This window comes from Enterococcus sp. DIV0970a, from assembly GCF_051711265.1.
Classification (GTDB): domain Bacteria; phylum Bacillota; class Bacilli; order Lactobacillales; family Enterococcaceae; genus Enterococcus_D; species Enterococcus_D casseliflavus.
Map to the genome: position 1 here is coordinate 1,966,094 of NZ_JBIOMF010000001.1, position 15,441 is coordinate 1,981,534.

A 15,441-nucleotide genomic window follows, 5' to 3' on the forward strand; every position below is an offset into this window, starting at 1 on the left:
ACCCATTGATCAGATTCAAAAGAGTTGCGACCGAAGGAAATACGGCCGCAACTCTTTTTTCTACCTATCGATCATTCGCTTATGATCGCTAATTTTTTGTTGCTTTTAGGGATTTTTTTCACACCGATAAAGGTCAATGCAGCACCCAAAACGGCAAACCCAGTCCCAATCAAAAGCATTTCCCAGACACCGAAGCTTTGGATCAGCATCCCCCCTAAAAGGTTGCCGATCACGCCACCGATCGTGGTAGCGATAATGATGATCGTTTGTCCAAAAACCCGGTCTTCATCTGCCAAACTATGGTTGAACAAATAAGCAGAAGCAGGAATAAACAAGGCAAAACTAACCCCTTGCATCAAATGGCTCATTTCCATCAGGATGATGGAGCTGATCAACAGCATCAGCACCCCACGAATGGCAAAGGCAACACTGGACAGCAACAGCCAAAAACGGCTAGACCGTATCCTCACTAACTGTTCAAAGAAAATCATGCCCGGCAATTCGCATAACGCCGCAACCATCAGGGCGATGCCAACTTCCTTACTGCCACCGCCAATATCGGCAAAAATTTGTGCCAAAAAACTGTTGATCATCGTGTGGAAGCTGAAGAGAAAGCTAAATCCGACAAAGAGAAAGAGTAAAAAAGGATATTTTTTCAAAAAGGCACCTGAATGACTTTGTTCTGTATGCATCACGGGCATTTCTGGCTTCTTGATCGCTGGCAGCAAAAGCAAAATAATGAGAAACAAAACGGCTTGCCCGATAGCGATCATTGGTAAAAGGGCTGCCGAAAACTCCTCTAAGAGCTGCCCCAGTAAAAAGGAGGTACCCGCAAATCCTAGTGACCCACCGGCACGGGAAAAGCCAAAATTGATTTTGTTGCCGCTATTCGTGTATTCAAACGCCAAGGCGTTGAGAAAGGACTGCATGGAAACGAGCAAAACCCCTCCTAAAACATAGGTCAGTATTGATAATGCAGGGACAATCACACCTGCTAAGAGCACCGCGACCACGCCGATTGTCATCGTTTTCAAGACAACGATCAGTGGTACTTTACTTTTTTTGATAATGACTTGACTGATGAAGGGCTGCAAAATCGTAGACGCAATATTGACTAAGGCTAAAATACCGCCAATTTTTGCTGGATCGACCTTGAAATAAATCAAAAAAAGGGTCGCAAAGCCATAGATTGAGCAAAACATCATCCAATAAAGAAATTGCAAACTTGTGTAGTAAAACCGAATCCTCTTGTCACTTGCATGATTACGCATACATCCCCCACCTTATCCATATTCCTTAGCAACTAAATATAGCATAGAACCGATGGATTTACTATCCTTCTATCAACAGAAACCGCAGTTTTATTTGAAACACTAACCAGCAACAAAAAAGCGCAGCATAGTATCCTGCGCTTTTCCTACTGCTTCAACTATTTAGAGCTGTTGGAAGGCTTGCGTGAGATCTTCCAATAGATCGTCGATGTTTTCCAATCCAATGGATAGGCGAATCGTCTCTGGACGAATTTTGGCTGCTGCAAGTTCTTCTACGCTAAGCTGGGAATGGGTCGTCGAAGCTGGATGGATGATCAAGGACTTTGCATCCCCGACATTTGCCAGCAAAGAGAAGAGCTTGGTTGCGCCACAAAAGGTTTTGCTTGCTTCTGCCCCACCCTTTAATCCAAAGGAAAAGACGGAACTGGTCCCTTTGGGGAAATACTCCTGCGCCCGTTCAAAATAGGGGCTGTCCGGCAGTGTTGGGAAATGAACCCAAGAGACTTCCGAGTGCTTGGCTAAAAATTCAGCAACTTGTTGCGCATTTTCTACATGACGTTCCATTCGCAACGAAAGCGTCTCGATGCCTAACAGCAACACCCATGAATTGAAGGGAGAAATCGCAGCGCCTGTATCCCGTAAAAGAATCGTTCGTGCTCGAGTGATATAGGCAGCGTTACCAGCGGCTTCTACCCATGAGATTCCATGGTAGCTATGATCGGGATCAACCAGCTTGGGAAATTTGCCATTTGTCCAATCAAAGTTGCCGCTGTCGATAATGGCCCCTCCCAAAGCAGCACCGTGACCACCGAGGTATTTTGTCGTGGAATAAACGACGATGTCCGCCCCATGCTCAAATCCTCGAAACAGATAGGGAGTCGCAAAGGTATTGTCAATGATGAGGGGAATCCCTGCTTCATGAGCGATCGCTGCAATCTTTTTAAAGTCGGCAATATCAATATCTGGATTGCCTAAAGACTCTAGAAAAACTGCTTTAGTATTTTCTTGGATGGCTGCTTTTAGTGCTGCCAGATCTTCACTATCAACAAAGCTTGTAGTGATGCCAAAATCTGGCAACGTATGAGCGAATAAATTATAGGTCCCCCCATAAATTGAAGCAGCCGAAACGATATGATCTCCTGCTTGTGCAAGATTTAAAATCGCATAGGTGATCGCTGCTGAGCCAGAAGCCGTTGCTAACGCACCGACACCGCCTTCTAAGAGGGCTAATCGTTCTTCTAGAACAGCCGTTGTCGGATTGGTAATACGGGTATAGATATTGCCATTCTCACTAAGACTAAATCTCGCTGCCGCTTGATCTGCGTCCTCAAACACATACGATGTGGTTTGATAAATGGGTACGGCGCGACTCCCTGTGGTAGGATCTGGTGTTTGTCCTCCGTGTAATTGAATCGTCTCAAATCTTTCTGTCATACTATTCCTCCTTAATAATACAAATAAAAAAGCCCTCTGATATCGAGATATCAAAGGACGTGTTTACGTGTTACCACCTTTATTCAAGCAGACTTTCCAGCATGCTTCTCAGCAAGTACGCGACAAATAAACGTCGTTATACTCTGACGCGATAGCGGGCGCACCCGGATCTTCTTATCTTTCGTACAAGTTCAGAAGATCACCTCTGAGGCCATTTTCGATTGATTCTACAAGTTCTTCTTGCACCCTACGAAGACTCTCTAGGCTTGCCAAATCAATGTACTTTCCTCATCAACAGTTGAAACATTAAGAGCATCGTATCATTTACAGAAGATTCTGTCAATAGCTTAGGATCGCTTTATTTTTGGTGATAAAAAAACTCGTTCACCAAATGATGAACGAGTTTCAAAAAGCTTAAATGTGGATTGGTAAACCTAGAGCTAACTCAGCAGCATCCATTGTGATCTCACCTAGAGATGGATGTGGATGGATGGTTAACGCGATATCTTCTGCGTTCATGCCAGATTCAATAGCAAGAGCAAGTTCTGAAACCATATCGCTTGCTCCTAAACCAGCAATTTGCGCACCGATGATCACATTGTCTTCAACCGTTGTTACTAAGCGAATGAATCCTTCGGTTTTTCCTAGAGATAACGCACGACCGTTACCTGAGAATGGGAATTTGAATGCTTTTGCTTCAATTCCAGCATCCTTGGCATCTTTGATGGTCATACCGACAGAAGCCAATTCTGGGTCAGTAAAGGCAACTGCAGGCATCGCTTTGTAATCAACGGCAACTTTTTTGCCAGAGATTGCTTCAGCAGCGATTTTTGCTTCGTAGCTGGCTTTATGTGCTAATGCAGCACCAGGAACGATATCACCAATTGCGTAGATGTTTGATACGTTGGTACGGCCTTGTTTGTCAACCGTGATCAATCCGCGTTCGCCTACTTCAACACCTGCTTGTTCCAAGCCCATGTCATCAGTATTTGGACGACGGCCAACAGTAACCATCACGTAATCAGCAGTAACTGATTCTTCTTTACCATCTACGGCATATTTCACAGTTACGCTATCGCCATTGTCAATTGCTTCTTTCGCCATTGCGTTGGTAACGACTGTTACACCTTTTTTCGCAAAGTCTTCTTCAACCAATTTGACCATGTCTTTTTCATAGGTTGGCAAGATTTGAGGAGAACCTTCAAGGATTGTTACTTCTGCACCTAGGTTTGCATACGCTGCACCTAGTTCAGAACCGATGACACCGCCACCGATAACAACGAATTTTTTAGGAACTTCTTTTAATGCCAATCCGCCAGTTGAATCAAGGACACGTCCGCCGAATTTGAAACCAGGGATTTCAATTGGACGAGAACCTGTTGCGATGATTGCATTGTTGAAAGAGTAAGTTTGTGCTGAATCTGGGTGGATGACACGCAATGTGTGATCATCAACGAAGAAAGCTTCTCCTTCAATTGTTTCAACTTTATGTTTTTTCAATAGGAAACCAACGCCAGAAGTTAACGTTTTAACGACTTTGTTGTCTTTCCATTCTTGTGTTTTGGTAAAATCAAGGGAAACATTTTCACTTGTTACACCAAACATTGTTGAATCCAAAGATTCTTGGTAATGATGACCTGCAGCGATCAAAGCTTTTGAAGGGATACAACCAACGTTTAAACAAACGCCGCCGATGTATTCTCTTTCAATGATTGCTACTTTTTGTCCCATTTCAGCAGCGCGGATGGCAGCTACATAGCCGCCAGGTCCCGCACCGATTACAACTGTATCTAATTCAACAGCAAAATCTCCAACTACCATTTGTTAATCATCCTTCCATCATTAATAGCTCTGGATCAGCTAATAGACGTTTGATATTATTCATTGCTTGTTGCGCTGTTGCGCCATCAACGATACGGTGGTCGAAGCTTAATGAAAGTTTCATCACACGTCCGACAACGATTTCGCCTTCAGCGTTTACGATTGGTTGTTGCGCGATCGTACCTACACCCAAAATAGCTACTTCAGGGTAGTTGATTACTGGTGTGAACCAGCCGCCACCAACTGAACCAATGTTACTGATCGTGATGGTACCGTTACGCATATCATCTGCAGCTAATTTGCCGTCATGAGCAAGTTTTGCTTTTTCGTTGATTTCATCGGCGATAGCAAACATGCCTTTACGATCTGCATCTTTTACGTTTGGTACATACAAACCATGGTCAGTATCTGTTGCGATACCGATGTTGTAATAGTTTTTGTATACGATCTCTTGTTTTGCATCATCGATCGACGCATTCAAGATAGGGAATTTTTTCACTGTTGCAGTCAATGCTTTCACAACATATGGTAAGAAAGTAAGTTTTGTGCCGTTTGCAGCAGCAACTTCTTTGAATTTCTTACGGTTATCCCATAGGTTTGTTACTTCAACTTCATCATGCAAGGTTACATGAGGTGCTGTTTGTTTGCTGTTTACCATCGCTTTAGCGATTGCTTTACGTGTAGGTGTTAAGGCCACACGTTCTTCTAAATCACCTAAGTTTGATTTGAAGGCTTTTGCTGGAGCTGCTGGTTTGCTTTCAGTTGCTGCAGCTTTTGTTTCTTCTTTCGCAGGAGCTTGAGTTTCAGCTTTTGCAGCTTGTCCGCCACCTGATAGGAAGTTTTCGATGTCTTCTTTTGTTACACGGCCGCCTTTACCTGTTGCTGATACTTGAGAAATATCAACATCTTTTTCGCGAGCGAATTGACGTACAGAAGGCATAGCCAAGACATGTTTGTTAGGATCTGCTGCTTCAACAACACTTGCTGAACCAGAAGTTTCCACTTTTTCTTTTGGTGCTTCTGCAGATGTGCTTGATGAAGCAGGCGCACTGTTGTGACCAGGTGCGTCGATTTCAACTAAAACATCCCCAACATTTGCGACTGTTCCTTCAGCAACAACGATGTTTTTCACTGTTCCTGTTACTGGAGATGGAATTTCTTCCACTGATTTGTCGTTTTGAACTTCAAGCAACGTATCATCTTCATTGATGGTATCTCCTGCTTTAACGAACCATTTTACGATTTCACCTTCTGCAATACCTTCACCGATATCTGGTAATTTGAATTGGAAAACGCCTGCGCCTTCAGAAGAACCAGCTGATGCTTCAGCCGTTTCCGTTGTAGGTTCTGCCGCTGGTTTTGCTGGTGTTTGAGACTCTGCTGCTACACCTTCATCGCCTTCGTTGTCTTCATGTCCTGGTGCATCGATCTCAACAAGGACATCCCCAACGTTTGCGACTGTACCTTCAGGGACAACGATGTTTTTCACTGTTCCTGTTACTGGAGATGGAATTTCTTCCACTGATTTATCATTTTGAACTTCTAGTAAGGTATCATCTTCATTGATGGTATCCCCTGCTTTGACGAACCATTTTACGATTTCGCCTTCTGCAATTCCTTCACCGATATCCGGTAATTTAAATTGAAATGCCATTTTCTATTCTTCCCTTCTTCAACTATTAAAAGTTCACGATTTCTTTCACTTTGTCTTCGATGTCTTTTGCATTTGGCAACCAAATGTTTTCAGCTTGACCGAATGGGAAGATCGTATCTGGTGCAGACACGCGTCCGATTGGAGCTTCTAGTGATAGAACCGCACGTTCAGAAATTTCAGAAACGACTTGAGCGCCAACGCCTGCTTGTTTTTGTGCTTCTTGAACGACAACCACACGACCAGTTTTTTCAACTGATTTGATGATCGTTTCAACATCAAGAGGAGCAACTGTACGCAAGTCGATGATTTCAGCGTTGATGTTTTCTTTCGCTAAGTTGTCAGCAGCTTTGATTGCTTCACGAACCATCGCACCATAAGTGATGATGGAAACATCAGAACCTTCACGAGTTACTGCTGCTTTGTCTAAAGGAACTTCGTATGCTTCTTCTGGCACTTCTTCACGGAATGAACGGTAAAGTTTCATGTGCTCTAAGAAAACAACTGGGTCATTGCTGCGGATAGAAGCAATCAATAATCCTTTTGCATCATATGGGTTTGATGGAATAACGACACGGATACCAGGTGATTGAGCGATCAATCCTTCCAAGTTATCTGAGTGCAATTCTGGTGTGTGCACACCGCCACCAAATGGTGAACGAATAGTGATTGGTAAATTACGTGTACCACCCATACGGTAACGAGTACGCGCCATTTGACCAACGATTTCGTCAAAGGTTTCAAATACGAAACCAAAGAATTGGATTTCTGGAACTGGACGGAAACCTTCTAATGCTAAACCGAAAGCCAAGCCGCCGATACCAGATTCAGCAAGAGGGGTATCGAAGACACGATCTTCGCCGAATTTTTCTTGTAAACCTTCTGTTGCACGGAAAACCCCGCCGTTTTTACCGACATCTTCACCAAAGACTAAAATCTCTTTGTCATTTTCCATTTCAACAGCTAAGGCATCTGTAATTGCTTGAATCATTGTTTTTTGTGCCATGACTATTTCGACTCCTTCGCTTCGTAAGTTGCAATTTGTTCTTTAATGTTTTGTGGTTGAACTTCAAACATGTTTTTCAAGAAATCTGAAACTTTTTGTTTTGGCACGCGGTCAGCTTCAGCGATCGCTGCTTTGATTTCTTCTTTTGTTTGTTCAATGACTTGTTCTTCTTTTTCTTCAGACCAAAGTCCTTTTTCAGTTAAGTAAGTACGGAAACGTACCAATGGATCTTTTTGTTGCCATTCGCTGTCCATGTCTTTTGAACGGTAACGGGTTGGATCATCACCAGACAATGTATGTGGACCGTAACGGTAAGTCAAGGTTTCGATCAATACAGGACCGTTGCCGTTTGCTGCCCATTCACGAGCTGCTTTAGAAACATAGTACACTGCCAATGGATCCATACCGTCAACTTGGATACCAGGGATCCCAGCTGCTGCTGCTTTTTGTGCCAATGTTGGTGCCGCACTTTGTACTTCACGAGGTGTAGAGATCGCAAAACCATTGTTTTGGATGTAGAATACAGCGTTTGCATGGTATGCCCCTGCAAAGTTGATTGCTTCATAGAAGTCCCCTTGTGAAGAACCGCCATCACCTGTATAAGTGAATACAACATTTTTCTTATTGCGTTTTTTCAATCCTAAAGCAACGCCGGCTGCTTGGACGTATTGTGCACCGATGATGATTTGTGGTGGCAATGCTTTTAAATCTTCTGGGTAAAGGTTCCCAGCAACGTGACCACGTGACCATAAGAACGCTTCTTTCAATGGCAGACCGTGTTGGATCAATTGTGGTACATCACGGTAACCAGGTAATAGAACGTCTTCTTTTTCAAAAGCAAATTGACTTGCTAATTGGCTTGCTTCTTGTCCAGCAGTTGGCGCGAAGAAACCTAGACGACCTTGACGGTTTAACGCAGTTGAGCGTTGGTCTAATACACGAGACCATACCATACGAGTCATCAATTCAACTAATTCGTCGTCACTTAAATCCGGTACTAACTCTTGATTTACAATTTTCCCGTCTTTGTCCAAAGCTTGGTAAGTTGGAAAATCTGCATTGACTTGCTCCAAAATCGCTTGGAAATCAAGTGCTTTTTGTTTTTTTGCCATCTTGACACACTTTCCTCTCTGATATAAAAATTCACTTTCGTATGTAACAGGGTTTAAATCTGTACTATCGAAATTTCATTTACTCTTATAAATTATCATTTAACTTCGAAAATGACAAGTGAAAAGGGTATTTTTTTTAATAAAACAATTCCCACTGTAGCAACTCTTAAGAAAACATTAGTGAAATTAATCACATTAAAGCAATCGCTTTCTTCAATTTTTTCTTTTCAGATTCTTTTTTTTATTTAAGAATAGTACAGCAATCATCCTTTGGCTAAACAGATTTACCATTAACCTCCTTTTATTACTTGTGAAGGATTCGACTTGAATCAAAAAGAATTTTCTTAAGATGAGAAAAAAATAATACAGAGATCGGATAAAAAGAAACAGATCGGCAATTCTCCCCTCCATAGGAAGAACGCCGACCTGTTTTTTTAAATCCATTCTTTCGTTACATGAATGTAAATGCGTTTGGCAAATTCAACTGTTACTAAATAAGCGAAATTGATACCAATAAACCATGGCCAGTAGCTTGATGGCAGCGCCGCAAAATCGAAGACGGTGTGCAATGGCGTCAAGATAACTAAGAAGCCAACTGCAATTGCTAGGACGCTGGAGATCAGGACTGCCGGTGAAGCAATACTATTGATAAATGGTAATTTTCTTGTTCGGATCATGTGAACAACTAAGGTTTGTGTCGTTAAGCCGATCATAAACCATCCTGCTTGGAACAAGGCTTGCTCTTGGATCGTATTTGCACTGAAGACATGCCACATCACAAAGAAGGTCAAAATATCAAAGATGCTGCTGACCGGTCCAATGCCGACGGTAAACTTCAATAGTCCGCCCACTTGCCATTTGACTGGTTTTTCTAACTCTGCTTTGTCTACGTTGTCCCATGGAATCGTCAATTGTGCCATATCGTACACCAAGTTTTGAACCAACAATTGAATGGACAACATTGGTAAGAAAGGTAAAAAGGCACTAGCAACTAAGATTGAGAAGACATTCCCGAAGTTCGAACTCAACGTCATTTTGATGTACTTCATCATATTGGTAAATACTTTGCGCCCTTCGATGACCCCTTTATCAAGGACATTTAAACTTTTTTCTAATAAAATGATCGAGCTGGCATCTTTGGTGATATCCGCTGCTGTATCAACCGAGATGCCAACATCTGCCGTGCGTAAAGCAGGCGCATCGTTGATGCCATCTCCCATAAAGCCGACTGTATGGCCTGCTGCTTGAATGGTTTCAATGATTCGTGATTTTTGCATTGGGTTTAATTTTGCAAACAGATTGGTTTTTGCAGCTTTCGCTGCTAACTCTTCATCTGATAGATGATCAATATCGGTTCCCAATAAGTATTCATCTGCATCGATACCAACATCTCGGCAAACTTTTTGCGCAACGATCGCATTATCTCCAGTCAACACTTTGACATTGATGCCATGACCGTGTAAAGAAGCAATCGCTGTTTTGGCTGTTTCTTTTGCTGGATCTAAGAAGCCCATAAAGCCAATCATGATCATGTCTTGTTCGTCTGCTACAGAATAAACGGCATCTGCGTGAGCATCGCGTTTTACGGCAACTGTCAACACGCGCATTCCTTGTTTATTCAAGCGCAGGTTCACTTGACGTAATTGCTCTCTCAATTGAGGAGTCAATTCCATCACTTTGCCATCAACTTCTACGTATTTGCAGACTTGTTCCATTTCTTCAGCTGCACCTTTTGTGACCATCAGTTGATGACCATCCGCATTGACAACAACCGTCAAGCGACGACGTGAAAAGTCAAAAGGAATCTCATCGATTTTTGTCACATCGTTAAATGGCGCTGCCAAACCTTCTTCTTCATAGTAGTTTAGGACTGCGATATCCATCAGGTTTTTCCACCCTGTTTGATAGTAAGAATTTAAATAGGTCATATCAAGAACCTGTTTATCTTCTACGCCAAACGGGTTTAAATGTTGTACCAGCACGACACGATCTTCGGTGATCGTACCCGTTTTATCGGTACATAGGACATCCATTGCACCTAAGTTTTGAATCGAAGGCAATTCTTTGACGATCACTTTTTCTTTTGATAAAGAGATCGCCCCTTTGGCTAAGTTACTGGTAACGATCATTGGTAGCATTTCTGGCGTCAAACCAACTGCTACTGCAATCGCGAAGAACAACGCTTCGCCCCAATCACCCTTGGTTAATCCATTAATCAGTAAAACGATTGGGAAAAGAACCATGACCATTCGCAACAATAGCTTGCTGACTTTCGTTAAGCCATCTTCAAAGGTTGTTTTGCCGCGTTTCGTGGTCGCATTTTTAGCAATATCGCCAAAGAATGTACTTTGACCGGTTTTCAAAATAATGGCTTTTCCTTGACCACTTAAGACATCGGTACCCATGAAAACAAGATCTTGCATATCTAGTGCAGAAATTTGTTCATCGCTTTCTTTGATCCCAGCATCGACAAATTTTTCAACGGGCATTGATTCGCCTGTTAATGAAGATTGATTGATAAATAAATCTTTGGTCCAAATCAAGATCGCATCCGCAGGGATCATGTCGCCAGTTGCTAAGGTGACGATGTCTCCAGGAACGACTTCATCCATTGGAATTTCTCTCGTGATTCCATCTCTGGTTACGGAACAAGTATTTTCAATAAGTTCTTTTAACGCTAAGCTTGCTTTTTGGGAACGGTATTCTTGGACGAAAGTAATCATGACACTGGCTAAAATCATGATTCCCATCACGATCACTGCTTCAATATCGCCTGTTACAAAAGAAATAATCATTAATAGGGCTAAAACTAACACAAAGGGATCTTTAAAAGCGCCTAAGATCATCAACCAAGCGGGTGTTGGTTTTTGTGCGTCGACTTTGTTTGGACCATACTCTGCTAAACGTTCTGCAGCATCTTCTTCCGATAACCCTTGAAAGGAGGTCCGCATCTCCATCAATAATTCTCTTTCGGTCAATTTTGCAAGTAATTTTAGTTCTTGATCTTTCGATAGTTTTTTTAACATCTTTTTTTCCTCCTAGCACTTAGGAGTTGCTTACGCCACCCCTAGCGATTCGATAACTACTCCGCTGTTTCATCTGGGGACTGGGGTATTCCATGTGAATCTTCCTTTCTTTTTATTAGGTAAGTCACTGTGGAACGCGCGCAAAAGACACAAAAAAACGCACGCTCCCAATAAGCATGCGTAAAAAACTCATGATCATTGTAGAGCTTTAGCACTATAGGGCGTAGATAGCAAATTTGCTATCAGCTGCTTTGGGTTTAACCTTCACGATTAGACCTGTCCTACCAACTAAGCATCTCTCGATGCTTTTGCGGCAGCAGCTTGTGTCCATATAGGAGCCTCACCTAACAATTATTTGTATAAAATGTCAGTTCGTCGGAAGTCTTTCTTCCAACTACCCACATAATAACTGCTATCCTAACCAATGTCAACAGTATCTAAGGAAAAAAGTACCCTTTTTTCAAAGTTTTCCATAGGTTTTCAAATGAAAGGTCTTACAATAAAATAACAACGTTAAAGAACTGATGTGATTTTATACTTGATAAACCTTTATATACGAGCAGATGAACAGAAATCCTTTCAAAGCGAAACTCACACTTAATCAAGCTTCTTCGTTTGTCACAATCAACGAAAAAATGGAAACGGCGTTCCCGCAGGTTTCATGTATATAAAAAGACAGCCATTTAACAAACAGCTGCCTCTTTCTCTATGTTCCCCTATACTGGGAGAATTATTATTTACTCTAGCTCTCATGAAAAATGATCGGCTAAAATCTGCAGGATTCGCTGGCTTGCTTTCCCATCGCCGTATGGATTCTCTGCATGTGCCATGGCATTGTAAGCTTCTGGATCTTCTAGAAGTCGCTTTGTTTCCTGATAAACCGCAGCTTCAGACGTACCGATCAGTTTTAACGTACCTGCAGCAATGCCTTCTGGACGCTCTGTTGTATCTCGCAAGACCAAAACAGGAACGCCTAATGACGGCGCTTCTTCTTGGACACCACCGGAATCCGTCAAAATCAAGGTACTTTGATTCGCAACGTTATGAAAATCAATGACATCTAAAGGCTCAATCAACGTAACATTTGCTAGTTCCCCAAGAATTTCCTGAGCAATCCCTCGGACTTGGGGATTCTTGTGCATAGGGAAAACCACTTTGATCGTTGGCTTCTCCTTTGCGATCTGCGCCAAAGCACGAAAGACCTGCTGCATCGGAGCACCTAAGTTTTCTCGACGATGCATTGTTAATAGGATCATGGTTTGATCTGCTGCGGAAAGTTCTGGATGCTGGTATTCCTCCGAGATCGTATAACGCATCGCATCAATGGCGGTATTACCTGTTACATAAATCGCAGCCTCATTGCGGTTTTCAGCCAGCAGATTTTTTTTGCTTTGGGAAGTTGGCGCAAAGTAAAAATCAGCTAAGACATCGATCAATTGACGATTGGCTTCCTCTGGATAAGGAGATTTTTTGTTCCATGTGCGCAAACCGGCTTCCACATGCCCCACAGGAATTTGCTGATAAAAGGCGGCCGTTGCGGCTGCATAAGCGGTGGTCGTATCCCCATGAACCAGCACGATATCAGGAGTTTCTTTTTGCAGGATCGGTTCTAGATCTAGTAAAACTTTGGTGGTGATCCCTGTTAAAGTTTGCCCTAAAGTCATAATATCCAGATCATAGTCTGGTGTGATCTCAAAAACCGTTAATACTTGATCCAACATTTCTCGATGCTGCGCCGTCACCACAACGATCGATTCAAAACGCGGGTCGTTTTCCAATTCCTTTACTAGTGGCGCCATTTTGATGGCTTCCGGTCTGGTACCGAACACTGACATCACTTTGATTGTCATTTGGTCACCCGCTCCTCTACTCTTCGTTGCTTCTATTATAACGAAGAAAACAGAAAAACAAAATGGTTCTTCTTACAAAAAAAGAAACGACCAATAGAAGGTCGCTTCTTTAGTATCCTGTTTAGATCGTATCTCCATTAAAAATCGAATTTTTCACGATTACGTAATCAACTTTACGAATCGATTCTAAATCTTTTCCACCTGCATAAGAGATCGATGACTGCAAGTCTTGCTGCATTTCAACTAACGTGTCTTTCAAAGAACCTTTGTATTGAATCCAAATTTTCTTTCCTTCCACGTTTTTCTTTTCGCCTTTTTGAAATTCCGATGCAGAACCAAAGTATTCTTTCATCACAACACCGTTTTCTACTTTCGTTTCACCAGGTGATTCTTCATGACCTGCAAACAACGAACCGATCATGACCATTGTTGCACCGAAACGGACAGATTTAGCGATATCGCCGTGTGTCCGAATGCCGCCATCTGCAATGATTGGTTTGCGAGCAGCTTTGGCACACCAGCGTAGTGCTGCTAACTGCCAGCCGCCAGTCCCGAAACCAGTTTTGATTTTTGTGATACAAACTTTCCCAGGTCCAATGCCGACTTTCGTTGCATCTGCACCAGCGTTTTCCAATTCACGAACTGCTTCTGGCGTTCCAACATTTCCAGCGATCACAAACGTTGCTGGCAAATGCTTCTTGATGTGTTGGATCATATTGATCACGGCGTTTGAGTGGCCATGAGCAATATCGATCGTAATAAAATCAGGAACAAGCTCTTTGTCAGCTAGTTCTTCCACAAAGGCATATTCATTTTCTTTGACACCTACGCTGATAGAAGCAATCAAGCCACGGCTCTTCATTTTTTTGATAAATGGAATCCGTGCTTCTTCATCAAAGCGGTGCATAATATAAAAATAGCCATTTTCAGCTAAAAATTCTGCGATCGAATCATCAATAATCGTTTGCATATTTGCAGGAACGACAGGCATCTTAAAAGAGTGTCCGCCTAATGTCACCGTGGTATCACATTCTGAACGGCTGTTCACGATACACTTGTTAGGAATCAGTTGTATATCTTCGTAATCAAAAACTTTCATGTCAAACATAAAAATATCCTCCAAATCTTACTAAGAGTGAAGCAAGCATCAAATGGCCTCAGCCTATTTTTAACGCCCACAACAATTTAAACCACCTAGAAGTGAAATACAAGCTTTTTAGAAATACTTTTTGAAAAAAAAGGATTAATGTTCGTCTTTTGCGAACATTCATCCTTATAAGTACTGAAAAAAACGGGATTTACTAATAAATTACGGCAAGATGTTCCCTGCTGCTTTATACACCTCATACCATTCATGGCGGGTCAATACGATCGAAGATGCTTGCGCGATTTCTTCGATCCGATGTGGGGTCATCGTTCCAGCAATCACTTGCATGTTTGCAGGGTGACGTAAGATCCACGCAGAAGCAATACCTGTTGGTGTCGTTTGATACTTGTCCGCTAGTTCGGTCAATTTTTCGTTCAACTCTGGGAATTTCTCGTTACCGATAAAGACACCTTCGAAGAAACCATATTGATACGGAGACCAAGCTTGGATCGTCATCTCATGCAAGCGAGAATATTCAAGAATTTCTCCATCATGATCGACACTACCAGCATCCGTCATGTTGACATGAATTCCTTGATCGATCATTCCCGTATGCATGATCCCGAATTGCAGCTGATTCGCTACTAAAGGTTGGGAAATATATTTTTTCAACAATTCGATTTGACCAGGTTTTTGATTGCTGACACCGAAGTATTTCACTTTGCCGTCTTTTTCTAATTGATCAAAGGCAGCTGCCACTTCTTCTGGTTCAAACAAAGTATCAGGGCGATGCAATAGTAGCGCATCCAAATGATCGGTTTTCAAACGCTGTAAACTACCTTCCACGGAAGAAATGATATGCTCTTTCGAAAAATCAAACATTTCACCTGGAACGATGCCACATTTTGATTGAATGAACAACTCTTCTCTTTTGGCATCCGTTTTTGCTAACGCTTCCGCAAAAATCGTTTCACACTCCCCGCGCCCATAGATATCGGCATGGTCAAAAAAGGTAATGTCATTTTCAATCGCTGTCATCAATACTTTCACTGGGTCTTTGGCATTGTTGATTCGCATCAAGCCTAAAATCACGCTAGATACTTCTAAATCAGTGGGACCGAATTTAATTTTTTTCACGTAAAGTTCCTCCTTATTTAAACTACATTCTTATTTTAGCACAACA

The 15,441-nt window shown here is 42.2% G+C and carries 10 protein-coding genes, 1 riboswitch and 1 other annotated feature; all 10 genes read right to left on the bottom strand.

Annotation, left to right across the window (positions count from 1 at the left end; genetic code table 11):
* Positions 1-71: 71 nt before the first annotated feature.
* Positions 72-1,271 (bottom strand): MFS transporter, encoded by a 1,200-nt coding sequence (locus IGK14_RS09465; protein WP_010749601.1) that lies wholly within the window; start codon positions 1,269-1,271, stop codon positions 72-74.
* 162 nt (positions 1,272-1,433) lie between these two features.
* Positions 1,434-2,705 carry an O-acetylhomoserine aminocarboxypropyltransferase/cysteine synthase family protein gene (locus tag IGK14_RS09470; protein ID WP_010749600.1) on the bottom strand — a complete coding sequence of 424 codons (1,272 nt, stop codon included), beginning with the start codon at positions 2,703-2,705 and terminating at the stop codon, positions 1,434-1,436.
* A 50-nt stretch (positions 2,706-2,755) separates the two neighbouring features.
* Positions 2,756-3,009, bottom strand: a binding site (T-box leader).
* A 110-nt stretch (positions 3,010-3,119) separates the two neighbouring features.
* Complete coding sequence (gene lpdA / locus IGK14_RS09475) at positions 3,120-4,526, bottom strand: dihydrolipoyl dehydrogenase (RefSeq protein ID WP_005230052.1); 1,407 nt, start codon at positions 4,524-4,526, stop codon at positions 3,120-3,122.
* A 7-nt stretch (positions 4,527-4,533) separates the two neighbouring features.
* On the bottom strand, positions 4,534-6,180 hold the full coding sequence (locus IGK14_RS09480) for a dihydrolipoyllysine-residue acetyltransferase (protein WP_010749599.1): 1,647 nt from the start codon (positions 6,178-6,180) through the stop codon (positions 4,534-4,536).
* A 25-nt stretch (positions 6,181-6,205) separates the two neighbouring features.
* Positions 6,206-7,183 (bottom strand): alpha-ketoacid dehydrogenase subunit beta, encoded by a 978-nt coding sequence (locus IGK14_RS09485; protein WP_005230047.1) that lies wholly within the window; start codon positions 7,181-7,183, stop codon positions 6,206-6,208.
* A gap of 2 nt (positions 7,184-7,185) precedes the next feature.
* A complete protein-coding gene (gene pdhA, locus IGK14_RS09490) occupies positions 7,186-8,295 on the bottom strand; it encodes a pyruvate dehydrogenase (acetyl-transferring) E1 component subunit alpha (protein WP_005231936.1) in 1,110 nt (369 codons plus the stop codon).
* A 434-nt stretch (positions 8,296-8,729) separates the two neighbouring features.
* Positions 8,730-11,321, bottom strand: a complete 2,592-nt coding sequence (gene mgtA, locus IGK14_RS09495; RefSeq protein ID WP_010749598.1) for a magnesium-translocating P-type ATPase — start codon at positions 11,319-11,321, stop codon at positions 8,730-8,732.
* A 187-nt stretch (positions 11,322-11,508) separates the two neighbouring features.
* Positions 11,509-11,680: riboswitch (M-box (ykoK) riboswitch) on the bottom strand.
* 390 nt (positions 11,681-12,070) lie between these two features.
* Positions 12,071-13,171, bottom strand: coding sequence for a non-hydrolyzing UDP-N-acetylglucosamine 2-epimerase (gene wecB, locus IGK14_RS09500; RefSeq protein WP_010749597.1), 1,101 nt, complete (start codon positions 13,169-13,171; stop codon positions 12,071-12,073).
* A 121-nt stretch (positions 13,172-13,292) separates the two neighbouring features.
* Positions 13,293-14,270 (bottom strand): GMP reductase, encoded by a 978-nt coding sequence (gene guaC / locus IGK14_RS09505; protein ID WP_005230038.1) that lies wholly within the window; start codon positions 14,268-14,270, stop codon positions 13,293-13,295.
* Between the two features lie 210 nt (positions 14,271-14,480).
* Entirely contained in the window at positions 14,481-15,395 is a 915-nt protein-coding gene (locus tag IGK14_RS09510; protein ID WP_010749595.1) for an aldo/keto reductase, read from the bottom strand.
* Between the last annotated feature and the right edge of the window lie 46 nt (positions 15,396-15,441).